Origin of the sequence: Acidovorax sp. NO-1, assembly GCF_000238595.1 — a bacterium.
Lineage (GTDB): Bacteria > Pseudomonadota > Gammaproteobacteria > Burkholderiales > Burkholderiaceae_C > Acidovorax.
The window spans coordinates 59,502-84,653 of sequence record NZ_AGTS01000090.1; the positions used below are offsets into that span (position 1 = coordinate 59,502).

Below are 25,152 nucleotides of genomic sequence, written 5' to 3' on the forward strand. Positions count from 1 at the left end.
GTGCGAGAGGTTCAGAGCCCGAGCGCCTGCAGCACCTGCGGGCTGGCCTGGATGGCGCTGCGCTGGTGGTAGAAGTCGAGCGCGCGCAGGCCACCCAGTTCTTCGCCACCGCCCGCGCGCCCCGGCCCGCCGTGCACGGACATGGGCATGACGTTGCCGTGGCCCGTGTGCGCCTGGGCCACCTCGGGGGTGACGATGTGGAGCCGGCCGTGGAACGGCGCAAGGGCCAGCGCGCTGCGGGCGAGCAAGGCGGCATCGTCGCTGTACAGCGATGCGGCCAGCGACCCCAGCCCGCGCTGCACCAGCTGGTGGGCGTGGCCGGCGTCCCGGTAGGCCACGAGCGTGGCGACGGGGCCGAAGACCTCCACGTCGTGGACGGCCTGCGCGCCGTCGGCGTCGAGCGTGCCCAGCAGCACGGGCTGCTGGCAGGCCGCAATGGCGGGGTCGGCGTCCACCAGGGGCTGGCTGCGCCCGTCGTGCAGGATCGTGGCAGCGCCCGCCAGCTGCCGCAGGCCCTGCCCGACGTTGTGCAGCTGTTCACGGCTGACCAGCGCGCCCATGCGCACGCCCTCGTTGCGCGGGTTGCCTACCGTGACCTTGGCCAGTTTGGCCGAGATCGCCTCGGCCACCGCCCCGAACACCGGGGCGGGCACGAAGATTCTGCGGATCGCCGTGCACTTCTGGCCCGACTTGACGGTCATCTCCTTGACCACCTCGCGCACGAGCAGGTCGAAGGCCGGTGTGCCGGGTGCCGCGTCCGGCAGCAGCACCGCGCTGTTGAGGCTGTCGGCCTCGATGTTGGTGCGCACCGCATGGCGCGTGACGGCGGCATGGCTGCGGATCACGGCCGCCGTGTCGGCGGAGCCCGTGAACGAAAGCACGTCGAACGGTTGCAGCGCGTCGAGCAGGCCCGCCGAACTGCCGCAGATGACCGAGAGCGCGCCCTGCGGGAGGATGCCCGCGTCCACCACGTCCTGAACCATGCGCTGCGTCAGCCAGGCGGTGGCCGTGGCGGGCTTGACCACCACGGCCATGCCGGACAGCAACGCGGGCGCGGCTTTTTCCCACAGGCCCCAGGCCGGGAAGTTGAAGGCATTGATGAACAGGGCCAGGCCGGGGCGCGGCGTGCGCAGGTGCTGCGACTGGAAGACGGGCTCCTTGCCCAGCTTCACCGCATCGCCGTCGCGCAGCACGCGGGCGCCGCCCAGCGCCTCGCCCCAGCGGGCGTACTGGCCCAGGGTGAAAATCGCACCATCGATATCTACTGCCGAATCGTTCTTCACAGTGCCGGAGTTCGCCAGCGCGATGTCGTAGTAGGCGTCGCGGTGGCCCTGGAGCACCTTCTGGCACCGGGCCAGCAGCGCGGCGCGCTCGCCGTAGGTCAGCGCCTGCAGGGCGGCGCTGCCCTGCTCGCGTGCGAACCGGAAGGCGGCGGGCACGTCAAGGCCCGAGGCATCGACGCGCACCAGTTCCGTGCCGAGCACCGGATCGCTGAGAACCGCGCCGGCGCCGGTGCCGGCCTGCCAGCGGCCGCTGACATAGTTGGGAAGCAGGGGAGTGTTCATGGATCAGCTTTTCGAGAATTGAATCTGCCCTTCGGGCAGGAGATAGAGAACCAGGGCACGTCCGTCCGCAACCGTGGGCCGGTGCGCGCTGCCGGGCGGATAGACACACCAGCCGGCGGGCCGTCCGTCAAAGGTCGCTGCGCCGTCGCCTAGTGGCATGATCAGATCGATCTCGCCGCCCGGGTGCACGTGGTGCGGGCCGGCGATGTCCTGCATGTCCACTACATCGACGGAAAAGCGGTGCAGCGCATCGTCGGCCTTGAAGACTCGGCCGTAGCGGATGCCCCCGCCCTCGCGCTCACACAGCCAGCCATCGCGCACGCCTTCTAAGCAGGACGCCTTGAGCTGTTCGTAGCTTTGGCTGTGCGGCCCATGTTGTGCGTTCAGCCACTGGTCCAGCGCTGCGTCAAGGGGGCGGCCTGCAATCTGTGCGGTTAGATCGGCAACTTGTTGGTAGAACGTGTGTTTGCTCATCGTGGTTCTTATTTGATGTAAGGTGCTTGCACACCCCAGAAACATGCACTATCGTGCTTTGTTCGTGACGATAGAATGATGTCCTATGCTTGTCAAGCAATATAATGCATACGTGGTGTTAACCCTAGGTGCGACAATGCAGGGCTCGAAAGGTCAATTGGCATGAACAAAAGAGACGGGCGTCACTTGGAGGTTGCCGTTGCCGCCCTCGATACAGAGGAGCCGCGTGACGCCTTATTGGCCGCGTTGGGTGAGCGCGTGCGCAGCTTGCGTGCGCGCCGGGGGCTGACGCGCAAGGCCGTTGCCCAGGCCGCTGAAGTGTCAGAGCGGCACCTTGCCAATCTGGAGTACGGCATCGGCAATGCCTCGATCCTGGTGCTGCATCAGGTAGCAGGTGCACTCCAGTGCCCGCTGGCGGAACTGGTGGGCGATGTCTCGACCAGTTCTCCCGAGTGGTTGCTGATCCGCGAGCTGCTGGAGAATCGCTCCGAAGCCGATCTGCGCAGGGTGCGCGTCGCGATCGGCGAGCTACTCGGAACGGGGGCGGTGGATGCGGCGCGGGGACGGCGCATCGCCCTGGTGGGGTTGCGGGGCGCGGGTAAATCGACGCTTGGGCGGATGCTGGCCGATCATCTGGAGCTACCCTTCATCGAACTCAGCCGCGAGATAGAGAAGGTGGCCGGTTGCAGCGTGCGCGAGATTCATGACCTGTATGGCACCAATGCCTACCGCCGCTACGAACGGCGCGCATTGGAAGAAGCGGTGCAGATCTACGGTGAGGTTGTCATCGCCACGCCGGGCGGCATCGTCTCCGACCCCGCCACGTTCAACGAGTTGCTGGCCCACTGCACCACTGTATGGCTCCAGGCATCGCCCGAGGAGCATATGGGCCGCGTAGCCGCGCAAGGCGATCTGCGTCCAATGGCTGCCAGCCACGAGGCCATGGAGGACCTGCGCCGGATCCTTGACGGCCGCGCAGCCTTCTACTCCAAGGCAGATCTGCGCGTGAACACAGGCGGCAAGACGCAGCAACAGGCCTTCGATGCGCTCTGCGCAGCGGTTGTGCCCGTGCTGTCGGCATGAGGGCGCGCGCGCCGGTGGGCACGCGTCCTCGCTCAGTTGCTTCCAAAACAATAGCTGTCAGCGCTTGCTCGCCAAGCGCTGGAGGTTAAAAGCACTTCATCTTCGACGCTGGTCGAGCCTTGGTCTGGTTCTGATGTGTGCGCGAAAAAGCGCAGGCAGATGCAATTTTGTGCTGCCAGCACTTGACGTATGCAATTTAATGCAAGATACTCCTTGAACATCTTGAAAAGATGCACTATTTTGCACCATCACTTGACCGGAGACAGCATGGCTGAAACCACTTCATCCCCACGTGTTGATTACCGTACCGACCCCAGTCAGTACCGCCACTGGACGCTGAGCGTCGATGGCCCCGTCGCCCGCCTCGCGCTCGACATTGCCGAGGACGGCGGTCTGCGCCCGGGCTACAAACTCAAGCTCAACAGCTACGACCTGGGTGTGGACATCGAACTGCACGACGCGCTGAACCGCGTGCGCTTCGAGCACCCGCAGGTGAAGTCCGTCATCGTCACCAGCGGCAAGGACCGCATCTTCTGCTCGGGCGCCAACATCTTCATGCTGGGCCTGTCCAGCCACGCCTGGAAGGTGAACTTCTGCAAGTTCACCAACGAGACGCGCAACGGCATCGAGGACAGCTCCCAACACGAGGGCATCAAGTTCCTGGCGGCCGTGAACGGCGCCTGCGCCGGCGGCGGCTACGAGCTGGCCCTGGCCTGCGACGAGATCGTGCTGGTGGACGACCGCTCCTCCAGCGTGTCCCTGCCCGAAGTGCCGCTGCTGGGCGTGCTGCCCGGCACCGGCGGCCTGACCCGCGTCACCGACAAGCGCAAGGTGCGCCATGACCTCGCCGACATCTTCTGCACCAGCGTCGAGGGCGTGCGTGGCCAGCGCGCCGTGGACTGGCGCCTGGTCGATGCCATCGCCAAGCCCGCGCAGTTCGCCGACACCGTGAACAGCCGCGCCGCCAGGCTGGGCGAATCCGGCGGGCGCGCCACGGCAGCCCAGGGCATCGCCCTGCCCCGCATCGAGCGCCAGGAAGGCCCCGACAGCCTGGTGTACGAACACGTCACCGTGCAGATCGACCGCGCCCGCCGCACGGCCACGCTCACGGTAAAGGCGCCGCAGGGCGCGCAGCCCGCCGACATCGCGGGCATCGAGGCCGCGGGCGCCGCCTGGTGGCCGCTGGCCATGGGCCGCCAGCTCGACGACGCCATCCTGAACCTGCGCACCAACGAGCTCGACGTGGGCACCTGGCTGCTCAAGACCGAGGGCGATGCCGGCGCCGTGCTGCGCGCCGACCAGGTGCTGCTGGAGCACCGCGCGCACTGGCTGGTGCGCGCCACGCTGGGCCTGCTGCGCCGCACGTTCGCGCGCCTGGACGTGTCCTCGCGCACGCTGTTCGCGCTGATCGAGCCCGGCTCCTGCTTCGCGGGCATGCTGGCCGAGCTGGCCTTCGCCGCCGACCGCGCCTACATGCTGGCGCTGCCCGACGACGCCGCCAAGGCGCCGCACATCGTGCTGGATGAATTCAACTTCGGCCTGCTGCCCCTGGTCACCGACCAAAGCCGCCTGCAGCGCCGCTTCTACGACGAGGCAGCCCCGCTGGAGGCCGCGCGCGCCGCCGCGGGCCGCCCGCTGGATGCCGACGAAGCGCTGCGCCTGGGCCTCGTCACCGCCGCGCCCGACGACATCGACTGGGAGGACGAGGTCCGCATCGCCATCGAGGAGCGCGCCGCCATGTCGCCCGACGCCCTGACCGGCCTGGAAGCCAACCTGCGCTTCGCCAGCAAGGAGAACATGGTCACCCGCGTGTTCGGGCGCCTGTCGGCCTGGCAGAACTGGATCTTCCAGCGCCCCAACGCCGTGGGCGACAAGGGCGCGTTGAAGGTGTATGGCAAGGGCGAGAAGTCGCAATTCGATCTGAACCGGGTGTAAGGAGACCACGACATGAGCAGCATCAACTACAGCGAGAAGATTCCGAACAACGTCAACCTGTCCGAGGACCGCACCCTGCAGCGCGCACTGGAAGGCTGGCAGCCCAACTTCATCAACTGGTGGGACGACGTGGGCCCGGAGGGCTCGACCAATTACGACGTGTACCTGCGCACGGCGGTGAGCGTCGATCCGCAGGGCTGGGCCCAGTTCGGCCACGTGAAGATGCGCGACTACCGCTGGGGCATCTTCTTGAACCCCGGCGACGCCAACCGCGAGATCCACTTCGGCGACCACAAGGGCGAGAAGGCCTGGCAGGACGTGCCCGGCGAGCACCGCGCCAACCTGCGCCGCATCATCGTGACGCAGGGCGACACCGAGCCCGCCAGCGTGGAGCAGCAGCGCCACCTGGGCCTGACCGCGCCCAGCATGTACGACCTGCGCAACCTGTTCCAGGTCAACGTCGAGGAGGGCCGCCACCTGTGGGCCATGGTTTATCTGCTGCACAAGCACTTTGGCCGCGATGGCCGCGAGGAAGCCGAGGCCCTGCTGGAACGCCAGAGCGGCGATGCCAACAACCCCCGCATCCTGGGCGCCTTCAACGAGAAGACGCCGGACTGGCTGTCCTTCTTCATGTTCACCTACTTCACCGACCGCGACGGCAAGTTCCAGCTGGCCGCGCTGGCCGAGAGCGCGTTCGACCCGCTGGCGCGCACCACCAAGTTCATGCTGACCGAGGAGGCGCACCACATGTTCGTGGGCGAATCGGGCGTCAGCCGCGTGGTGCAGCGCACCTGCCAGGTGATGAACGAACTCAAGACCGACGACCCCGCGAAGGTGCGCGCCGCGGGCGCCATCGACCTGGAGACCATCCAGCGCTACCTGAACTTCCACTACTCGGTGACCATCGACCTGTTCGGCGCCGACCAGTCCAGCAACGCGGCCACGTTCTACAGCTCGGGCCTCAAGGGGCGCTACGAGGAAGGCAAGCGCACGGACGACCACCAGCTCAAGGGCCAGACCTACAAGGTGCTGGAGGTGGTCAACGGCCAGCTCGTCGAGAAGGAAGTGCCCATGCTCAATGCCCTCAACGAGGTGCTGCGCGACGACTACATCAAGGACTCCGTCGCGGGCGTGGGCCGCTGGAACAAGGTGATCGAGAAAGCCAACATCCCCTTCCGGCTCCAGGTGCCGCACAAGGCGTTCAACCGCGCCATCGGCGCGCTCGCCGGCATCCGCCTGTCGCCCGACGGCCGCGTGGTCAGCGAGAGCGAATGGAACGCCCGCAAGAATGAGTGGCTGCCCTCGGACGAGGACCGCGCCTTCGTCGCCTCGCTGATGGGCCGCGTGGTCGAGCCCGGCCAGTTCGCCAACTGGATCGCACCGCCCGTCATGGGCATCAACCGCCAGCCCGTGAATTACGAATACGTCCGGTTTGGTTGATAACCACGGTGGTGGGAGACAAGGGCCGGGAACCCCCGGCCCATGAGAAAAGGACGAACACGATGGAAACCGCCGAAGCTGTCACGACACTCAAACAGCACCTGATCGACCCCGAGATCTGCATCCGCTGCAATACTTGCGAAGCGACCTGCCCCGTCGGCGCCATCACGCACGACGACCGCAACTACGTCATCAAGGCCGATGTCTGCAACGGCTGCCTGGACTGCATTTCCCCCTGCCCGACCGGCTCGATCGACAACTGGCGCATCGTACCCATCGTACGTGCGTATTCCATCGAGGAGCAGTTGACTTGGGATGAACTGCCACAGGAACTGACCCCTGAGCAGTTAGAGGAAGCCGACGCGACCGAAGATGCCGCGAGCATCTGCACTGTCGCGACACCCGCACCGGCAAAAACGGCCGAGCCGGGGACGGAACCCTTCCGCTCGGGGCGGTACGGGGCGCATGTCCCGCCTTGGTCGGCGGCACATGCCTACACCAACCTGTACACCCCCAAGGGCCCAATGCAGGCCACAGTGGTGGGTAACTTCAACTGCACCGAGCATGGCTTCGACAGCGAAACCCACCACATCGTGCTGGATTTCGGAACGGTGCCCTTCCCGGTGCTGGAGGGTCAGTCCATCGGCATCATCCCGCCGGGAGAGGACGCGCTGGGCCGGCCCCACCAGCCACGCCAGTACTCGATCGCCAGCGCGCGCAACGGCGAGCGCGCGGGCTACAACAACCTATCCTTGACCGTGAAACGGGTCACTGTGGATCACCAAGGGCAGCCGGTGCGCGGGATCGCGTCCAACTATATCTGCGATCTCAAGGTGGGCGACAAGATCAAGGTGGTAGGGCCTTTCGGCAGCAGCTTCCTGATGCCTAACCACCCCCGCTCACACATCGTGATGATTTGTACCGGAACCGGCAGCGCCCCCATGCGCGCCATGACCGAGTGGCGCCGGCGCCTGCGCAACAGCGGCAAGTTCGAGAGCGGCAAACTCATGCTGTTCTTCGGCGCGCGTACCCCGCAGGAGCTGCCCTACTTCGGCCCCCTGCAGAAGTTGCCCAAGGATTTCATCGACATCAACCTCGCGTTCTCTCGCGCCCCCGGCAAGCCCAAGAGCTACGTGCAGGATCTGATGCGCGAGCGCTCCGCCGACCTGGCTGCCCTGCTCAAGGACGGGCTGAGCCACTTCTACGTCTGCGGACTCAAGAGCATGGAAGAAGGCGTGGTGCTGACATTGCGCGACATCGCAATGGATGCGTGCCTCGACTGGGACGCAATCGGCAGTGCCATGAAGGCCGAAGGTCGCCTACACCTTGAGACGTACTAATAAGCAACTGCTGAGACGCCGCACGCCCTTCCCCTTCTCTCGCACCACCAGGCGCTGAGGGGAGGTGGCAAGGCGGGTGATCCGTTGGCGGACTCACGGTAGCGCACAGCGCAATGGATGACTAACACATGACTACAGTGAATGTGACGCTGGATGCTGATGGCGTTGCCAGCGTCGAAATGGCACGGCCGGAGGTATTCAATGCCTTCGGCGAGCAGATGATCCAGGAATTGGGCGAGGCATTCGCCAAGCTGTCCTCCGATACCCAGGTGCGGGCAATCCTGCTCAAGGGACAGGGCAAGGCGTTCTCGGCAGGGGCCGATCTCCAATGGATGCAGCGCGCGAGTGTCGCGTCGCGCGAAGAAAACGTGGAAGATGCGCGGCGCTTCGCGGGCATGCTCGCGACCGTCGCCCACTGTCCCAAGCCCACCGTGGCCTGCGTCCACGGCCTGGCGCTGGGCGGCGGAGTGGGGCTGGTGGCGGCCTGCGACTTTGCCGTGGCCTCCGAGGACGCGCGCTTTGCGGTCAGCGAGGTGAAGTTCGGAATTCTCCCGTCCGTCATCGGCCCTTACCTCGTCAACGCCGTGGGCAAGCGCGCGGCCTTGCAGCTGGCGTTGACGGCCACGCGCTTCGATGCGCACGAGGCGCATGCCCTCGGACTGGTGCACCAAGTCTGCTCCCGCGACGTATTGGATACCACCGTGTGCGAGATCATCGACAGCCTGCTGCAAAACGGCCCCACGGCTCTAGCCGAGGTGAAAGCCCTCTATGCCCAGCTTCACGTCGGACCAGTGGACGGGGCGGTGCGCGAGTTGACCGCGCAGACCATTGCGCGCGTGCGCATGACCGATGAGGCCAGAGAAGGCTTCGATGCATTCCTCAACAAGCGCCCGGCGGCCTGGATTCGGAAGGCTGCACCATGAGTCCATTCGACATTCCCGTTGGCGCCCAGGTCTGCGTGATCGGCGCCGGTCTGATGGGGGCGGGTATTGCCCAGATCGCTGCGCAGGCGGGCGACACGGTGCTACTGTTCGACAAGCGCGAAGGCGCGGCCGAGGATGCGTTGCGTAAGCTTCGCCAGCAGTTGACGAAACTCGCCGAACGCGGGCGCATGACTGAAGCACAGGCCCAACAGACGCTGGGCCGTATCCGGCCCGCGCAGGACCTGGCTCAGGCCAGCGGCTGCAGTATCGTCATCGAGGCCATCGTCGAGGACGCCGCCGTCAAGCGCGACCTGTTCGCCAGCCTGGAGGCTATCGTGGCCAGCGATTGCATCCTGGCGTCCAACACGTCGTCGATCTCGATTACTGCGCTGGCCAACGGCATGCAGCGGCCCGAGCGCCTTGTGGGCATGCATTTCTTCAACCCGGTGCCGGCCATGCAATTGGTAGAGGTTATCAGTGGGCTCAAGACCCATGCGCAAGTGGCTGCCGCCGTGGAGCGGCTAGGTGTACGTTGGGGCAAGACGCCGGTGCATGCACGCTCCACGCCAGGCTTCATCGTCAATCGCATCGCCCGGCCGTTCTATGCCGAGGCACTGAACGTGCTCACCGAGCGCGCGTCCTGCCCCGCCGACATCGACCGTTGCCTGCGCGCGGTGGGCTTTCGCATGGGACCATGCGAGCTGATGGACCTCATCGGCCACGACACCAACCTCGCGGTAACACGCAGCATGTTTTCGGCTAACTACTCGGACCGGCGCTTCGGCCCGAGCCTGGTGCAGCAGGAACTGGTCGATGGCGGCCTGCTGGGGCGCAAGTCCGGCGAGGGCTTCTACCGGCACAACGCCGACCACCACACCGTCCCCTCTCCCGTACAGCCCGGTCCAGTGGCTGCCTGGATGCCCCCCGAGAAGGGAATCATCCTGCACGGCCGGGGCGGTTTCGTTGAGCGGATGGCCGCCCGACTCGCGGCCATGGGGGCAAGCGTGGAGCGCTGCCCCGACAGCGGTTGGAGCGGTATCGAAACCCCGCACGGGCAGTTGCGCGTGACGGACGGACGCACGGCGGCGCAACTGGCCTTTGAGAAGCAGGCCGCCAACCTCGCGGTCTGCGATCTCGTCCTGCCGAACTTGGATGGAAACGCGAACGGCGGTGCCCTGGCCTGGACGGCCGCGCCCGCCGCTACGCCTGCATGGCGGGACGAGGTGCAGGCGATGCTGCAGTTCGGGGGCTGGGAGCCGGTGCTGTTTGGCGACGTGGCTGGCCTGCTCGTCGCTCGCACCATCGTCATGCTGATCAATGAAGCCTGCGACGCGGTGCTGCAGGGCGTGTGCAGTGAGGGTGGCGCGGACACGGCCATGAAACTGGGCGCGAACTACCCGGATGGCCCCTTCCACTGGCTGGAGGGCTGGTGTGCGGGCGCGGTGGTGGCCGTGCTCGACCATCTTGATGGGCACTATCGCGGCGAGCGCTACCGTGCGAGCCCAGGGCTGCGCCGGCGCGCTTGGGGATTGAATTGAAGGACGACTGATGCCAAAGACGATTCCGGTAGATACCAACGATTTCCGTGTCGAAGTGGGTGATGACGGGGTAGCCGAGGTCATCTTGGGCCAGCCGGGCAGCATGCCGACCACAGGCGTCGCCGGGCATGGGGCCATCGCGACGATCTGGTCGCGCCTGGCCGCCGAGCCCGGCGTGCGCAGCATCCTGGTGCGCAGCGAAGGCAAGGGCTTCTGCGCTGGCGGGCATGCCGAGCTGGTGCGGCAAATGCTCGACTCCGCGCAGCACCGCGCCCGCGTGATGCGCGAGGGGCGGCAACTGGTGCAGTCCATGCTGGATTGCGACCTGCCCATTGTCTCCGCCGTCAATGGCGCGGCGGTAGGCGCGGGTGCGGCGGTGGCCTTGCTGGCTGACGTGTCGGTGGCGGCGCACACAGCCAAGATCATCGACGGCCACACCAAGATCGGTGTGGCGGCGGGCGACCATGCGGCGGTGATCTGGCCTCTGCTGTGCGGCATGGCCAAGGCCAAATACCACCTGCTAACCTGCGCCCCCCTGACCGGCGTGGAGGCCGAGCACATCGGTTTAGTCAGCTTGGCCGTGCCCGATGCGGAACTGCTGCAGACGGCGCGGCGCATCGCCCAGGAACTGGCTGCCGGCAGCCCTGCCGCCCTGGCACACACCAAGCGCTCATTGAACCACTGGCTGCGCGCGGCTTGGCCGGCGTTCGAGCATTCGCTGGCGCTGGAGATGATCGATTTCGCGGGCAGCGATGCGCGCGAGGGCCTGGCGGCCTTCGAAGAGCGCAGGGCGCCCCGTTTCGGTGCATGAAGTTCGCCGAATTCCATCCTGGGCAGGTGATTCATGCCGGCCCGTACCGGGTGACGCCAGAGGAGTCGGTGGCCTTCGCCAAGGCCTACGACCCGCAGTGGTTCCATACAGATGCGCAGGCAGCGCAAGGCGGAAGCTTCGGCGGCTTGATCACCAGCGGCTGGCATACCTGCAGCATCGCCATGCGCCTCATCGTCGATGTGGCGCTGCAAGGCTCGGAATCCTTCGCGTCGCCAGGTTTGAAGTACGTGCGTTGGCCGTACCCCGTGCAGCCAGGTGACGAGCTACGCCTGGAGGCGCACGTCATCGCCGCGCGACGCTCTGAAAGCCGCAAGGAATTGGGCATCATCGAATGGCGCTGGCAGCTCTTCAACCAGGAGGGGCGGCAGGTACTGGATCTGGAAGCCACCAGCATGTTCAAGCTGCCGGTTGTATGCCTGCCTGATCCACCCACCAACGAACAAGGAGAAGACAACACATGACCGCACGCCACGCCTTCATCTGCGACGCGATCCGCACCCCCTTCGGCCGCTACGGCGGCGCGCTCAGCAGCGTGCGCACCGACGATCTGGGCGCTATTCCCCTCAGAGCGCTGATGGAGCGCAACCCGGGCGTGGACTGGGCCGCCGTGACCGACGTGCTCTACGGCTGCGCCAACCAGGCCGGCGAGGACAACCGCAACGTGGCCCACATGGCCAGCCTGCTGGCGGGCCTGCCCGTGGACGTGCCCGGCGCCACCCTCAACCGCCTGTGCGGCTCGGGCCTGGACGCCGTGGGCACGGCGGCGCGCGCCATCAAGGCGGGCGAGGCGGGCCTGGTGATCGCGGGCGGCGTGGAGAGCATGAGCCGCGCGCCCTTCGTGATGCCCAAGGCGGAAAGCGCCTTCAGCCGCAGCAACGCGGTGTACGACACGACCATCGGCTGGCGCTTCATCAACAAGCTGATGAAGGAAAAGTACGGCGTCGATTCGATGCCCGAAACCGCCGAGAACGTGGCGACCGACTTCCACATCGAACGCGAGGCGCAGGACCGCATGGCCCTGCGCAGCCAGCTCAACGCCGTGGCCGCGCAAAAGGCCGGCCACCTCGCGCGCGAGATCGTGCCCGTGACCATCCCGCAGAAGAAGGGCGATGCCATCGTGGTCAGCCAGGACGAACACCCGCGCGAAACCAGCCTCGAAGCGCTGGCCAGGCTCAAGGGCGTGGTGCGGCCCGATGGCACGGTGACGGCCGGCAACGCCTCGGGCGTGAATGACGGCGCCTGCGCGCTGCTGCTGGCCGACGAGGCCAGCGCCGCCCAATACGGCCTCAAGCCCCGCGCCCGCGTGGTCGGCATGGCCGTCGCCGGCGTGGCGCCGCGCATCATGGGCTTCGGCCCCACGCCCGCCACGCAGAAGGTGCTGGCGCAGACGGGCCTGACCATCGACCACATGGACGTGATCGAGCTCAACGAGGCCTTCGCCGCCCAGGGCCTGGCCGTGCTGCGCGCGCTGGGCCTCGCGGACGACGACGCCCGCGTGAACGCCTGGGGCGGCGCCATCGCGCTGGGCCACCCCCTGGGCGCCAGCGGCGCGCGCCTGGCCACCACCGCCGTCAACCGCCTGCACGAACACGCGGGCCGGTACGCGCTGTGCACCATGTGCATCGGCGTGGGGCAGGGTATTGCCGTGGTGCTGGAGCGGGTGTGAGCGCACCGCAAATCGCACCAAACGATGGTGTGTGCGCTGGCGGCGAAGTGAAAACGACACGCCTGCGCCCTCCTGGATAGGAAGGCGCGGCTTTCATCATGCGATCTTCACATACTCGAAATCGCCCGTCTGGTTGTTGATGCCCACGCGCGGCGGCGCAATCCAGCTGGCGAACCGGCCCGGCTCGGTGCAGGGCTGCATCAACGACACGATGAAGTCCATGTCCTCGGCGTTGGGCAGCCACTCGGCGGCGTTGGCCTGCCAGTGCTCGTCGCTGACGATTTCGCCCTGCGGGTCGATGCGGTAGCCCGCGAATTCGCCGATGCGGCGGTTGAAGCCCTTGTGCGGCTGGCTCAGCTTGAACGCGATGCCTGCCTTCTCGATGGTCTTGTTCCAGCGGTCGATGCCGCCCTGACAGTCGGCGATGTAGTCGTCCAGCAGGCGGCAGTTGATCGCGCGCAGCGCGGGCACCTGGTTCACGACCAGCGCGCCATCGACCACCTGGGTGACGGGGTAGAAGGCGTCTTGCAGCTGGTGGTCGTCGCCCGTGAGCCTGGCCTCGTTGAAGCGGCCCTTGAGCCCGGCGCTGAACGCCTCGGCGCCGTTGCTCGAAATCTCGCTGCCGAACAGGTCCCGCGTCACGCTCATGTGGAAGTTGGCCTTGCGCTGCAGCAGCGGCAGGTCCACCACGCCCAGCGCGCGCACGCGCTCCACGTCATAGGGGTCGGTAATGCCCGCCCGGACCATGGCGGCGCAGGTGGCCTCGATGGTGCGCTGCACGCCGGTTTCGCCCACGAACAGATGGTGCGCCTCCTCGGTCAGCATGAAGCGGCACGAGCGCGACAGCGGGTCGAACCCGCTTTCGGCCAGCGCGGCGAGCTGCATCTTGCCGTCGCGGTCGGTGAAATAGGTGAACATGAAGAACGACAGCCAGTCGGGCGTGCGCTCGTTGAAGGCGCCCAGGATGCGCGGATTGTCCTGCTGGCCGCTGCGGCGCTCCAGCAGCGCCTGCGCCTCCTCGCGGCCGTCCTTGCCAAAGTATTTGACCAGCAGATAGACCATGGCCCACAGGTGGCGGCCTTCCTCGACGTTGACCTGGAACAGGTTGCGCATGTCGTAGAGGCTGGGCGCCGTCTTGCCCAGGTAGCGCTGCTGCTCCACCGATGCGGGCTCGGTGTCGCCCTGCACGACGATCAGGCGCTTGAGCAGGGCGCGGTACTTGCCCGGCACTTCCTGCCAGACGGGCTCGCCCTTGTGTTCGCCGCAGGGAATGGTGCGCCCCTCGACCTTGGGCGCCAGCAGAATGCCCCAGCGGTACTCGGGCATCTTCACGTGGCCAAACTTGGCCCAGCCGGACGGATCAACGCCCACGGCGGTGCGCAGATACACGTCGGCATCCTGGAACCCGTCGGGCCCCATGTCCTTCCACCACTCGAGGTACTGCGGGTGCCAAGTCTCCAGGGCGCGCAGCAACTGCTTGTCGGACGACAGATCCACGTTGTTGGGAATGCTTTCGTCTAGCCTGACCTCGACGAAGTTGTCGGCGCGCACTGCCTCGGAATCTTCGGTCAATGTATCCAATGTCTCGCTCATACTTTTCTCTCCTGTGGTTGGATGACAACGGCGGGCTTACACACACGCCTTCTTACAATATTGCAAAATAATGCATTCATCTGCTGATTAACGTGCATTAATATGCATCTTCATGTGGATTGAGCATTTGATATAGATCAGAGGTTGGACCGGGCGGCACAGGTTTGTAAATCGCCGTTGATCTCGCCTACATACGCGCAGAACGGCGCTGTTGTTGCAAGCCGCAGTGGTCGATTGGTTCGCGCTTGAATGTGCCGCTCTATCGCGAAGGCGGCCGATGTCGGCGCGTGGTACAGATGCAGCCACACGAACTGAAACAGCAGGAAGAGCCGCAGGTCGAATCCCGTATACGAAGCGCAGGCGATCCCTACCAGTTGGCGCAGGCATGCAACGAGGGCGGCATCGCTGACTTCATAGACGAGGGCTGTTTGAATGCGCCCTACACAACGATCAACCAAGTGATCGGCAATGCGCCGTTGGGTACGGAAACAGAGGACGAAAGCACGACGAAGTAACACGCCAATCCGACAGGTTTTGCCAAGCTGTCAATGGCGCACCGATGAACGGAGGAGAAAAGGCAATGGAGCTTCGGCATCTGCGCTGTTTCCTTGCTGTCGCTGAAGAACTGCACTTTGCGAGAGCGGCACAGCGGCTGCACATTGAGCAATCGCCCTTGTCGCGTGCGATCAAGGAACTGGAAGAGGAGTTGGGCGTGCAACTTTTCGCACGCACGACACGCAGTACCAGGTTGACTCATGCCGGCAAACTGTTCACGGATCATGTGTCGCGTGTTTTCATCGCGCTTGAACAGGCGCGCGATGCCGTGAAGGCGGCGGTCAATGGCTTCGATGGTCAGTTGCGCATCGCCCTGTCTGATGGCATCACACCGTCGCGCTTATCGACTTTGTTGGCACGCAGCCGCGAGGAAGACCCCGAGGTGGAAATCAAACTGTTCGAGGTACCTTTAGCTCAACAGGTCAGGGGGCTGCATGACGATCTGTACGACGCTGGTTTTTCGATGACCGAAGACGCGGGCGACGGTATCTTCGCGGAGTCAGCCTGGGATGATCAATTGATGGTGGCGGTGCCTGCGCGCCATCCCGTGTTGGTCTACAAGCGTATTCCGCTGGAGGAAGTGCTGCGCTACCCTTTGGTTTTGGGCGACCCTGCAATCTGCGAGGGACACGCTCGTCAGGTGGATCGCATTCTGCGTCAGCAGGCAATGGACCTGCTGATCGCGCAGCGGGTGGCTACGTTCGACGTGATGATGACATTGGTTTCTGCTGGCCTGGCGTTGGGCCTTGCCGATGCCGCGCGCATTGCCTCCGCCCGTGAACCAAACGTCGTTGCCCGCTCGTTGGCGGGCAAGCCACCCATGCTGACTACCTATTTGTTGCGCAAGGACACCGAGCCGACCCAGGCGCTGGCTCGTTTCATTGAGCGATTGCAATTCATTGGCTCGACAGGTAGCGAGATCGTCAACATTAAAGGAGGTGCATGATGCGTGAGTTCATGCTGCTTGCAGCGCTAGCCATAGCTCTTGTCAGCTGCGGAAAATCCGAATCGACAGCAACGGAAACTGTCGAATCGTTGGCCGCCAACCCCGAACGCCTCAAAACGCTGCGACAGCAATGCAGGTTGGAGCGAGCCAAGCTGGGCGACGAGTTGTGCAATCGCGTGGCCGAGGCGACGAATCGCCGGTTCTTCGGTGATGGCAAGGTGCCCTATACGCCATCCAAGGAGGCACCCAAGTTCTAGCTGCTTAGATTCAGATCTTGGCTGGCTTGCCACGGATCTTTCACGTTCTTGCTCGACACGCCGCAATGCGCCCACGCTTGCGGCGTTTTTACGTCCTGCGCCCCTGCGCTAATTCTTGTTCTTGGCTCGACTTTTCTTCCGATAACGGTCTTTGACCAGCTCTGTGGACAGGGTTGATCCTCGCATATGCGGCAGGTTTGTGTGCCGCTTGCGCACGAGGAAGCAGAGCGCAGGAAGGAAGCTAGGTTATGCATGGGACGAACGTTCTATTCGGTCAGATTGCTGTGGTCTTTGGCATTGTGATCGCTGGGATGTGGAGCGCCACACAATGGACAGCAGTGGCCCTCGGCTATCAGCTACGTCTGGGCTCGCCCTGGTTCGATTTCTTCGGCACGCCGGTCTATCACCCCTGGCGGTTGTTCGAGTGGTGGTTTTTCTTCGATGCTTACGCGCCGCGCGTCTTCGACACGGGCGGTGCAATCGCCGGTGGCAGCGGCCTCGTCGCCGTGCTGGTGGCCATCGGCATGTCGGTGTGGCGCTCGCGGCAGTCTCGGCTGGTCACGACCTACGGTTCTGCGCGTTGGGCCAACATGGAGGACATTCGCAAGGCGGGCCTCGACCAGCCTGCTGGCGTGTTCCTCGGTTTGCATCGCCGGCAGTACCTGCGCCACGAAGGCCCAGAACACGTCCTGACCTTCGCACCCACGCGCTCCGGCAAGGGCGTCGGTCTGGTCGTGCCTACCCTGCTGTCCTGGCCCGCGTCGGCCGTCATCCACGACATCAAGGGCGAAAACTGGAGCATCACCGCTGGCTGGCGCTCGCGCTTCTCGCACTGCCTGCTGTTCAACCCCACGGATGCGAAGTCAGCGGCCTACAACCCGCTGCTGGAGGTGCGGCGCGGCGCGCATGAAGTCCGCGATGTGCAGAACATCGCCGACATCCTAGTAGACCCCGAGGGTGCACTGGAGAAGCGCAACCACTGGGAGAAGACTAGCCATGCGCTGCTGGTCGGCGCTATCCTGCATGTGCTCTATGCGGGCGAGGACAAGACGCTACGCGGCGTCGCCAACTTCCTCAGTGATCCGGCCAGCCCGTTCGAACTGACCTTGCACCGGATGATGACCACGTCGCACTTGGGCGATGGGCCGCATCCCGTGGTGGCATCCGCCGCACGCGAAGTCCTCAACAAGAGCGACAACGAGCGCTCGGGCGTGTTGTCCACTGCCATGTCGTTCCTCGGCCTGTACCGCGACCCCACGGTGGCCGAAGTCACCTCGCGCTGCGACTGGCGCATCGCCGACCTGATCGCAGCGAAGCATCCCGTGTCGCTGTACCTTGTGGTGCCGCCATCGGACATCAGCCGCACCAAGCCGCTGATCCGTCTGATCCTCAACCAGATCGGGCGACGCCTCACCGAGTCGCTGGACGGCTCCGACGGCATCAAGCGCCGCCACAAACTGCTGCTGATGCTCGACGAGTTCCCGGCCCTGGGGCGCCTGGACTTCTTCGAGACGGCACTAGCCTTCATGGCGGGTTACGGCATCCGCAGTTTCCTCATCGCGCAGTCGCTCAATCAGATCGACAAAGCCTACGGTCAGAACCATTCGATTCTCGACAACTGCCACGTCCGCGTGACCTTTGCGACGAACGACGAACGCACGGCCAAACGCATTTCCGAGACGCTGGGCACAGCCACCGAGCTGCGCGCGCAGCGCAACTACGCCGGCCATCGGCTCGCTCCTTGGCTGGGCCACCTCATGGTGTCGCGCCAGGAAACCGCGCGCCCACTGCTGACGCCCGGCGAGGTGATGCAGCTTCCGCCCGACGAGGCGGTGGTGATGGTGTCCAGCGTGGCGCCGATCAAGGCGAAGAAGCTGCGCTACTACGCGGACGGCAATTTCAAGCGCCGCGCGCTGCCGCCGCCCGTCCTCGGGGTCGGGCGCTACGCCGATGTGCCGCCTGCGCGTTCCAATGACTGGAGCGGACTGGCGATTCCTGCCGTTCCGGTGGTGCCTGTCACTGAAGCTGTAGCGGACATGGGTAGCGCCGACGATGGCGGCCCACGCCGCCAGCCAGAACTTTCTGAAACCGTCGCCTACGACCACGAGCTGACCGCGTCCGCAGCCGATTTCGCGCTGCTCGATGACGACGACGAACCGATTCCCCTTCCACGCCATTTCGACCCGGCCCTGCAGCGCACGGCCCGGCTGGCAACCCTGGACCCTGACGACGGAATCGAGCTATGACCCAGCACCGTTTGAACCTCTTCATCCAGCCCGAGCACGCCAAGCGCCTTGACGAGCTGGCCGCAAAAAAAGGCGTGTCCAAGTCGTCCATCGTCGCGGCTGCCCTGGCGTCCTGGCTGTCGCCGGACGCGGGCGACCAGCGCGAAGCGGCCATCGCCAAGCGGCTGGATCGGCTGTCGCGCCAGGCCGAACGCATGGAGCGCGACCAGAACATCCAGATCGAAACGCTGGCGCTGTTCATCCGCTACTTCCTCACGGTGAGCACGCCAGTGCCCGAGGCGCACCAGGATGCGGCCCGTGCCCAGGGCAAAGCGCGCTTCGAGCAGTTCGTCGAACAGTTGGGCCGCCACCTGCTGCGCGGGCGCAGCCTGGTGCGCGACGTGGTGGAGGAACTGCATCCCGACCCGGCGCGCATGGATGAAGCGCAGGAGCGCGCCTCATGAGCGCCGTCCCTCCGTCCTTCAATTCCACGTCGCTCGACCGCCGCGTCCAGATGCTCCGCACGGCGATGGGGCCGCTGATCGCCGCCGCGCTGGAAGACCCGGACGTGGTGGAAATCATGCTCAACCCCGACCGCACGTTATGGATCGATCGCCTGTCGTCGGGCCGCAGGCCGATGGGAGTAGAACTGTCCGAAGCCGATGGCGAACGCATCATCCGCTTGGTGGCCGCGCACGTCGGCGCGGAAGTGCATCGCGGCCAGCCGCTATTGACCGCCGAGCTGCCTGAAACGGGCGAGCGGTTCGAGGGCATCCTGCCGCCCGCTGCGCCGGGCCCGGCCTTCGCCCTACGCAAGCGCGCCGTGGGTGTGATCCCGCTGACGCAGTACGTCATCGACGGGATGATGACCAGCGGGCAAGCGGATTTTCTGGTGCGAGCGGTGCGTGAGCGGCAGAACATTCTGATCGCGGGTGGCACCAGCACGGGCAAGACCACGCTCGCCAATGCGCTGCTGGCCGAGATCGCCGCCACGGGCGACCGCGTGCTGGTCCTCGAAGACACCATCGAGCTGCAATGCGCGGCCCGCGACCACGTGCCTCTGCGCACGCGCCAGGGCGTGGTGTCGATGCAGGAGCTGGTGCGTTCGTCCATGCGCCTGCGCCCGGATCGCGTCGTGGTCGGCGAGGTGCGCGGCCCCGAGGCGCTGGACCTCATCAAGGTCTGGGGCACGGGCCATCCGGGCGGCATCGCCACCGTCCATGCCGGTTCCCCGCTAGCCGCGCTGCTGCGGCTGGAGCAACTGATCCTCGAAGTGGCGGTGAACCCGCCCCGCGCGCTGATCGCCGAGGCGGTCAACGTCGTGATTCACATTGCCGGACGCGGCCGCAAGCGTCGCATCGAGAGCATCGCCCGTGTCGTCGGCTTCGATGGCGCGGGCTACCAACTGGCGAACGCGCTGGAAGCGCCGTTTCCCGAACTGGCGCCGGTTTCCCCTGCAGCCGCCGATACGGCTGCGCCTTCCCTGTCCCCTGACCAACCTGGAGAACTGCCATGACGCAGATGACCGTTCCTGCTTTCCGTATTTCCGTGAATCCGGCTTTGCGCCTTACGCGGCTGCGCAGTCTGGCCCGCACTGCCGTGCATGGGCTGTTCCTCGCCGCGCTGTTGCTGCTCCTGGCCGGTACGGCGCAAGCCGCCGGTTCCTCGATGCCTTGGGAAGGACCGCTGCAATCCATCCTCGAATCCATCCAGGGACCGGTGGCGCGCATCGTCGCGGTCATCATCATCATCGCCACGGGCCTGGCGCTGGCCTTCGGCGACACCTCGGGCGGTTTCCGCAAGCTGATCCAGATCGTCTTCGGCCTGTCCATCGCGTTCGCGGCATCGAGCTTCTTTCTGTCGTTCTTCAGCTTTTCGGGCGGGGCGCTCGTATGACTGCGCCTGACACTTTCGCGGCTGGCTTTGAGGTTCCGCTGCATCGCTCGCTGACCGAGCCAATCCTGCTGGGTGGTGCGCCGCGCACCGTGGCGATTACTAATGGCACGCTGGCCGCTGCCGTGGGCCTGGGTCTGCAACTGTGGGTTCCGGGGCTGGTGCTCTGGATCGCCGGTCACGCGCTGGCGGTCTGGGGCGCGAAGGCCGATCCGCAGTTCATGCCGGTATTCGCGCGGCACATCAAGCACCGGCCGCTGCTGGATGTGTGAGGGTATGCCGCGATGCTGAACCTTGCCGAATACCGTCAGCGGCCCGCCTTGCTGGCCGACTGGCTGCCATGGGCCGGACTGGTGGCACCGGGCGTCGTGCTGAACAAGGACGGCAGTTTCCAGCGCACGGCGCGCTTTCGTGGCCCCGACCTCGACAGCGCCACGCAGGGCGAACTGATCGCCACCTCGGCGCGGCTCAATAACGCGCTGCGGCGGTTGGGCTCTGGCTGGGCGCTGTTCGTAGAGGCCGAGCGGCGGCCTGCTGCTGACTATCCGCATTCCGAGTTCCCCGAGCCGCTGTCCTGGCTGGTGGACGAGGAGCGCCGCGCCGCCTTCGAAGACTCGGGCAACCACTACGAGAGCAGCTACCACCTGACACTGGTGTATCTGCCACCCGAGGAATCGCGTGCCCGTGCCGCCGGTCTGCTGTACGAGAACCGTCCGGCCGAGGGCGTGGACTGGCGCGAACGCCTTGCCGCCTTCACTGCTGAAACTGATCGCATCTTCGACCTGCTCGATGACGTGATGCCGGAGATCGCATGGCTGGATGACGGCCAGACGCTGACCTACATGCATTCGACCATCTCGACGCGGCGCTACCGCGTGGGCGTGCCCGAGGTGCCGTTCCATATCGACGCGCTGCTGACCGATTCCGCGCTCATCGGCGGCCTGGCGCCGATGCTGGGCGACCAGCACCTGCGCGTGGCCACGGTGCGGGGGTTCCCGACCGCGACCTGGCCGGGGATTCTGGACGACCTCAACCGCCTCGGCTTTGGCTACCGCTGGAGTACGCGCTTTCTCTGCTTGGACAAAGCCGATGCGGAAAAAGAACTTGTCCGCCTGCGCCGCCAATGGTTTGCCAAGCGCAAGAACGTGGTGGCGCTGCTGCGTGAAACCATCTTCCAGCAGGAAAGCCCGCTGGTCGACACTGACGCCAGCAACAAGGCGGCCGACGCCGATACCGCCTTGCAGGAGCTGGGCGGCGATCAAGTCGCCTTCGGCTACCTCACCGCCACGGTGACGGTGCTCGATGCCGACCCGGCCTTGGCCAACGAGAAGCTGCGCATGGTGGAGCGCGTCATCCAGGGCCGGGGCTTCGTGACCATTCCCGAAACGCTCAATGCCGTGGATGCGTGGCTGTCCTCGATCCCTGGCAACGCCTACGCCAATGTCCGCCAGCCCATTGTCTCGACGCTGAACCTGGCGCACATGATGCCGGTGTCCGCCGTGTGGGCGGGCCAGGAACGCAACCGCCATCTGGACGGCCCGCCCCTGATCGTTACCCGCACCGACGGATCGACGCCTTTTCGCCTGGTCACGCACATCGGCGACGTGGGCAACACGTTGGTCGTGGGGCCGATCGGCATGGGCAAGTCGGTGCTGCTGGCGGCGATGGCCTTGCAATTCCGCCGTTACCCCGGCTCGCGCATCTTCGCCTTCGACATGGGCCGCTCGATCCGCGCCACCATCTTGGGCCTGGGTGGCGAGCATTACGACCTGGGGCCGGATGGCGGCATCGCGTTCCAACCGCTGGCCCGGATCGACCGCGAAGGCTGGCGCACGTGGGCTGCCGAGTGGATCGAAGGGCGGCTGGTACACGAAGGCGTGGCGGTCGGACCGCCCGAACGCGAAGCGGTCTGGTCTGCCCTCGGCAGTCTGGCCGGAGCGCCCCTTGAGCAGCGCACGATGACCGGCCTGTCGGTGCTGCTGCAATCGAATGCGCTGCGCCAGGCACTCGCGCCCTACGTGCTCGGCGGCGCCCACGGCAAGCTGCTGGACGCCGACCTCGACCGGCTGGGCAGTGCCGACGTGCAGGCTTTCGAGATGGAGGAACTGATGGGCAGCCGTGCCGCAGTGATGGCCGTGCTGCGCTACCTGTTCGCGCGCTTCGAGGAACGGCTGGATGGGGCGCCAACGCTGCTGATCCTCGACGAGTCCTGGCTGTTCCTCGATGACCCGGTGTTCGCCGCTCGCATCCGCCAGTGGCTCAAGACGCTGCGCAAGAAGAACGTCTCCATCATCTTCGCCACGCAGTCGCTCGCGGACGTGAAGGACTCGGCCATCGCGCCAGCCATTATCGAGAGCTGCGCCAGCCGCATCTTCCTGCCGAACCCGCAGGCGGCCGAGCCGCAGATCCGCACGATCTACGAAGGCTTCGGCCTCAACAGGCGGCAGATCGAAATCATCTCCACCGCGCAGCCCAAGCGCGACTACTACTACCAATCCCGTCTTGGCAACCGGCTGTTCGACCTCGACTTGGGGCCGGCCATGCTCGCCTTCGCGGGTGCGTCCATGCCGCAGGACCAGCGCGCCATCGATGAGGTTCTTGGCCGCGTGCTGCCGCAGGCTGGCGTGTCCGGCTTCGCCGGTGCATGGCTGCGCCATCGCGGCCTTGATTGGGCGGCCGACCTGCTGTCCTCGTTCCCCGGCCTCGCGCCAGTTCCCTCTCGTTTCACTGATCCCCTACAGGAGAACCTGCCATGAAGCTTCATGCCCCCAAACTCGCTGCCCTGGCCATGGCTTGCACGCTGGCCTTCGGCGCTGTGCAGCCTGCCCATGCCTTCCTCGGCGGTGGCCGGATCGTGTTTGATCCCACCAACTATGTCCAAAACACGCTGACCGCTGTGCGCACGCTGGAGCAGATCAACAACCAAGTCCGGCAGTTGCAGAACGAGGCGCAGATGCTCATCAACCAGGCGCGCAACCTGGCGAGCCTGCCGTTCAACGTGGTCAGCCAGCTGCGCAGCAATCTGGCGACCACCCAAAGGCTGATCGCCCAGGCCAGGGGCCTGGCCTACGACGTGGCGAACCTCGATCGGGAGTTCGCGCGCCTGTACCCCGAGCAGTACGCAGCCACCGTGAGTGGCGACCAGATGTACCGCGATACGCAGGAGCGCTGGAAGAACACCCTCAACGGCCTGCAGACCACCATGCAGATGCAGGCCCAGGCTTCGCAGAACCTGGGCGAAGACGAAAGCGTGCTGGCCGATCTGGTGGGCCAGAGCCAGTCGGCGGTTGGCGCGCTGCAGGCGATGCAGGCCATGAACCAGTTGCTGGCCTTGCAGGCCAAGCAATCGATCCAGTCGCAGCGCCTTCAGATCACGCAGGACCGCGCCGCCTCGCTGGAACTGGCGCGGCAGGCGGCTGCTACCGAGCGCGGGCGCGAAGTGACGCGGCGCTTCCTGGGTAGCGGCACGCCGTACACGCCCCAGACCGTGAACTTCTACGGCAACTGACGCGCCGCCATGAACGACGTGACGGTCATCGACCGCTTCCTCGACACGTTCTCGCGCTACATCGACTCGGGTTTCGGGTTGCTGCACGGCGAGGTGGCGTTCCTGACCGCCACGCTGATCGTCATCGACATGACCATCGCGGGCCTGTTCTGGGCGATGGGGCATGCCACGGGTCAGGGCGAGGACGTGATCGCCAAGCTGATCCGCAAGGTGCTCTACGTGGGCGCCTTCGCCTACATCATCGGCAACTTCAACACGCTGGCGGGGATCGTGTTCCGGTCCTTCGCTGGCCTGGGTCTACAAGCCAGCGGCTCCGGCCTGAGCATGGGCAGCTTTCTGCAACCGGGGCGGTTGGCGAAGACGGGCATCGATGCCGCAGCGCCGATCCTCACGCAGATCGGCGAGATGGCCGGCTTCCCCGAGGTGTTCGCCCATATCGCGCCTATCGTGGTGCTGTTCATCGCCTGGCTGATCGTCATCCTGTGCTTCTTCGTGCTGGCGGTGCAGCTCTTCGTGACACTGATCGAGTTCAAGCTGACCACGCTGGCGGGCTTCGTGCTGGTGCCGTTCGCGCTCTGGAACAAGACCGCGTTCCTGGCCGAGAAGGTGCTGGGCAACGTGGTGGCCTCGGGCATCAAGGTCCTGGTGCTGGCGGTGATCGTAGGCATTGGCACGGGGCTGTTCGCCGAGTTCACGGTGCACCCCGCCGAGCCGTCCATCGACCATGCGCTGGTCGTGATGCTGGCCTCGCTCGCGCTGCTGGCGCTGGGCATCTTCGGGCCAGGGATCGCCACGGGGCTGGTGTCGGGGGCGCCGCAGTTGGGCGCGGGTGCAATGGCCGGCGCGGCACTGGGCGCGGCGGGTGCAGGTGTCGCCGTGGGCGCTGCCGCCATGAGCGCGGGCAGAGCGGTAGCTGCTGGGGCGCGCATGGCGCCGGCGGCCGCCACGTTGGCCGGCAGTGGCGCACGTGCAGCCACGGCGGCGGCCAGCGGCGCCAAGTCGGCATTCCAGGCCGGCTCCGCCGCTGCGGGTGGCGGGGTCAGGGGCGCAATGGTCGGCATGGGCAACGTCGCCAAGTCTGGAGCGCAGGCCGCCGGGCGGCGCGTCGCGTCCGGCGCTTCCGCCGCTGCACAAAAGATGACCACCGCCTTCAGTGCCGGATGGGACGGTACTAGCGCCGACACGGGCACCGCTGGCGGGGCTGCACCCGCTGGCGCTGCCGACATGAACAAGCAGGAGCAACCCGCCTGGGCCAAGCGCCTGCACCGCAGGCAGCAGCTCACCCACGCTGCGACGACCGCCGCGCACACGCTGCGCGGGGGCGATGGCGGCGGTTCGGGGCAAGGCCCGAGCCTGCGTGATTCCGATTCTTGATCTTC

Annotated in this window: 23 protein-coding genes; 19 read left to right on the forward strand and 4 right to left on the reverse strand. The window is 65.9% G+C overall.

Annotation, left to right across the window (positions count from 1 at the left end):
- Window positions 1–11: 11 nt before the first annotated feature.
- The gene (locus tag KYG_RS14815; RefSeq protein WP_008905731.1) at window positions 12–1,565 is read right to left on the reverse strand and encodes a 3,4-dehydroadipyl-CoA semialdehyde dehydrogenase; all 1,554 of its coding nucleotides are present in this window, start codon (window positions 1,563–1,565) and stop codon (window positions 12–14) included.
- Between the two features lie 3 nt (window positions 1,566–1,568).
- Window positions 1,569–2,039 (reverse strand): DUF4863 family protein, encoded by a 471-nt coding sequence (locus KYG_RS14820; protein ID WP_008905732.1) that lies wholly within the window; start codon window positions 2,037–2,039, stop codon window positions 1,569–1,571.
- A gap of 162 nt (window positions 2,040–2,201) precedes the next feature.
- On the opposite strand from KYG_RS14820, the gene KYG_RS14825 reads away from it, so the two are divergent.
- The 9 genes from KYG_RS14825 (at window position 2,202) to pcaF (ending at window position 12,796) form a co-directional block, all read left to right on the forward strand.
- Window positions 2,202–3,122, forward strand: a complete 921-nt coding sequence (locus KYG_RS14825) for a helix-turn-helix transcriptional regulator (RefSeq protein WP_050813866.1) — start codon at window positions 2,202–2,204, stop codon at window positions 3,120–3,122.
- A gap of 267 nt (window positions 3,123–3,389) precedes the next feature.
- Window positions 3,390–5,057 (forward strand): 2,3-epoxybenzoyl-CoA dihydrolase, encoded by a 1,668-nt coding sequence (boxC, locus tag KYG_RS14830; RefSeq protein WP_008905734.1) that lies wholly within the window; start codon window positions 3,390–3,392, stop codon window positions 5,055–5,057.
- A 12-nt stretch (window positions 5,058–5,069) separates the two neighbouring features.
- The gene (boxB, locus tag KYG_RS14835) at window positions 5,070–6,497 is read left to right on the forward strand and encodes a benzoyl-CoA 2,3-epoxidase subunit BoxB (protein ID WP_008905735.1); all 1,428 of its coding nucleotides are present in this window, start codon (window positions 5,070–5,072) and stop codon (window positions 6,495–6,497) included.
- Window positions 6,498–6,559: 62 nt separating this feature from the next.
- Entirely contained in the window at window positions 6,560–7,837 is a 1,278-nt protein-coding gene (boxA, locus tag KYG_RS14840) for a benzoyl-CoA 2,3-epoxidase subunit BoxA (RefSeq protein ID WP_008905736.1), read from the forward strand.
- Between the two features lie 128 nt (window positions 7,838–7,965).
- Window positions 7,966–8,760, forward strand: a complete 795-nt coding sequence (locus KYG_RS14845; RefSeq protein ID WP_008905737.1) for an enoyl-CoA hydratase-related protein — start codon at window positions 7,966–7,968, stop codon at window positions 8,758–8,760.
- Window positions 8,757–10,298: a 3-hydroxyacyl-CoA dehydrogenase gene (locus tag KYG_RS14850; protein WP_008905738.1), complete on the forward strand. Its 1,542-nt coding sequence runs from the start codon at window positions 8,757–8,759 to the stop codon at window positions 10,296–10,298. The genes KYG_RS14845 and KYG_RS14850 overlap by 4 nt, the downstream gene beginning before the upstream one ends.
- A gap of 10 nt (window positions 10,299–10,308) precedes the next feature.
- A complete protein-coding gene (locus KYG_RS14855; RefSeq protein ID WP_008905739.1) occupies window positions 10,309–11,109 on the forward strand; it encodes an enoyl-CoA hydratase/isomerase family protein in 801 nt (266 codons plus the stop codon).
- Window positions 11,106–11,591, forward strand: coding sequence for a MaoC family dehydratase (locus KYG_RS14860; protein ID WP_008905740.1), 486 nt, complete (start codon window positions 11,106–11,108; stop codon window positions 11,589–11,591). Before KYG_RS14855 ends, KYG_RS14860 begins: the two co-directional genes overlap by 4 nt.
- Window positions 11,588–12,796: a 3-oxoadipyl-CoA thiolase gene (gene pcaF, locus KYG_RS14865; protein WP_008905741.1), complete on the forward strand. Its 1,209-nt coding sequence runs from the start codon at window positions 11,588–11,590 to the stop codon at window positions 12,794–12,796. The genes KYG_RS14860 and pcaF overlap by 4 nt, the downstream gene beginning before the upstream one ends.
- A 96-nt stretch (window positions 12,797–12,892) precedes the next feature.
- Here pcaF and boxB (KYG_RS14870) read toward each other — a convergent pair whose 3' ends face one another.
- Both boxB (KYG_RS14870) and KYG_RS24480 read right to left on the reverse strand, forming a co-directional pair.
- A complete protein-coding gene (gene boxB, locus KYG_RS14870; protein ID WP_008905742.1) occupies window positions 12,893–14,389 on the reverse strand; it encodes a benzoyl-CoA 2,3-epoxidase subunit BoxB in 1,497 nt (498 codons plus the stop codon).
- A 137-nt stretch (window positions 14,390–14,526) separates the two neighbouring features.
- Window positions 14,527–14,907, reverse strand: coding sequence for a hypothetical protein (locus KYG_RS24480; protein ID WP_139019393.1), 381 nt, complete (start codon window positions 14,905–14,907; stop codon window positions 14,527–14,529).
- 62 nt (window positions 14,908–14,969) lie between these two features.
- Here KYG_RS24480 and KYG_RS14880 point away from each other — a divergent pair, with 62 nt between their 5' ends.
- The 10 genes from KYG_RS14880 to trbL all read left to right on the forward strand — a co-directional run bounded on the left by KYG_RS14880 (window position 14,970) and on the right by trbL (window position 25,147).
- Window positions 14,970–15,890, forward strand: a complete 921-nt coding sequence (locus tag KYG_RS14880; RefSeq protein WP_008905744.1) for a LysR family transcriptional regulator — start codon at window positions 14,970–14,972, stop codon at window positions 15,888–15,890.
- Window positions 15,890–16,147: an EexN family lipoprotein gene (locus KYG_RS14885; protein ID WP_008905745.1), complete on the forward strand. Its 258-nt coding sequence runs from the start codon at window positions 15,890–15,892 to the stop codon at window positions 16,145–16,147. Before KYG_RS14880 ends, KYG_RS14885 begins: the two co-directional genes overlap by 1 nt.
- Window positions 16,148–16,395: 248 nt before the next feature.
- Window positions 16,396–18,393 (forward strand): conjugal transfer protein TraG, encoded by a 1,998-nt coding sequence (locus KYG_RS14890; RefSeq protein ID WP_008905746.1) that lies wholly within the window; start codon window positions 16,396–16,398, stop codon window positions 18,391–18,393.
- Window positions 18,390–18,836 carry a ribbon-helix-helix protein, CopG family gene (locus tag KYG_RS14895; RefSeq protein ID WP_008905747.1) on the forward strand — a complete coding sequence of 149 codons (447 nt, stop codon included), beginning with the start codon at window positions 18,390–18,392 and terminating at the stop codon, window positions 18,834–18,836. Before KYG_RS14890 ends, KYG_RS14895 begins: the two co-directional genes overlap by 4 nt.
- A complete protein-coding gene (gene trbB / locus KYG_RS14900; RefSeq protein WP_008905748.1) occupies window positions 18,833–19,888 on the forward strand; it encodes a P-type conjugative transfer ATPase TrbB in 1,056 nt (351 codons plus the stop codon). Before KYG_RS14895 ends, trbB begins: the two co-directional genes overlap by 4 nt.
- The gene (locus tag KYG_RS14905) at window positions 19,885–20,268 is read left to right on the forward strand and encodes a TrbC/VirB2 family protein (RefSeq protein WP_008905749.1); all 384 of its coding nucleotides are present in this window, start codon (window positions 19,885–19,887) and stop codon (window positions 20,266–20,268) included. Before trbB ends, KYG_RS14905 begins: the two co-directional genes overlap by 4 nt.
- Window positions 20,265–20,537, forward strand: coding sequence for a VirB3 family type IV secretion system protein (locus KYG_RS14910; protein ID WP_008905750.1), 273 nt, complete (start codon window positions 20,265–20,267; stop codon window positions 20,535–20,537). The genes KYG_RS14905 and KYG_RS14910 overlap by 4 nt, the downstream gene beginning before the upstream one ends.
- Window positions 20,538–20,549: 12 nt before the next feature.
- Window positions 20,550–23,021 carry a conjugal transfer protein TrbE gene (trbE, locus tag KYG_RS14915; protein ID WP_008905751.1) on the forward strand — a complete coding sequence of 824 codons (2,472 nt, stop codon included), beginning with the start codon at window positions 20,550–20,552 and terminating at the stop codon, window positions 23,019–23,021.
- Window positions 23,018–23,773, forward strand: a complete 756-nt coding sequence (gene trbJ, locus KYG_RS14920; RefSeq protein WP_008905752.1) for a P-type conjugative transfer protein TrbJ — start codon at window positions 23,018–23,020, stop codon at window positions 23,771–23,773. The genes trbE and trbJ overlap by 4 nt, the downstream gene beginning before the upstream one ends.
- A 9-nt stretch (window positions 23,774–23,782) precedes the next feature.
- Complete coding sequence (trbL, locus tag KYG_RS14925; RefSeq protein ID WP_008905753.1) at window positions 23,783–25,147, forward strand: P-type conjugative transfer protein TrbL; 1,365 nt, start codon at window positions 23,783–23,785, stop codon at window positions 25,145–25,147.
- Window positions 25,148–25,152: the final 5 nt, after the last annotated feature.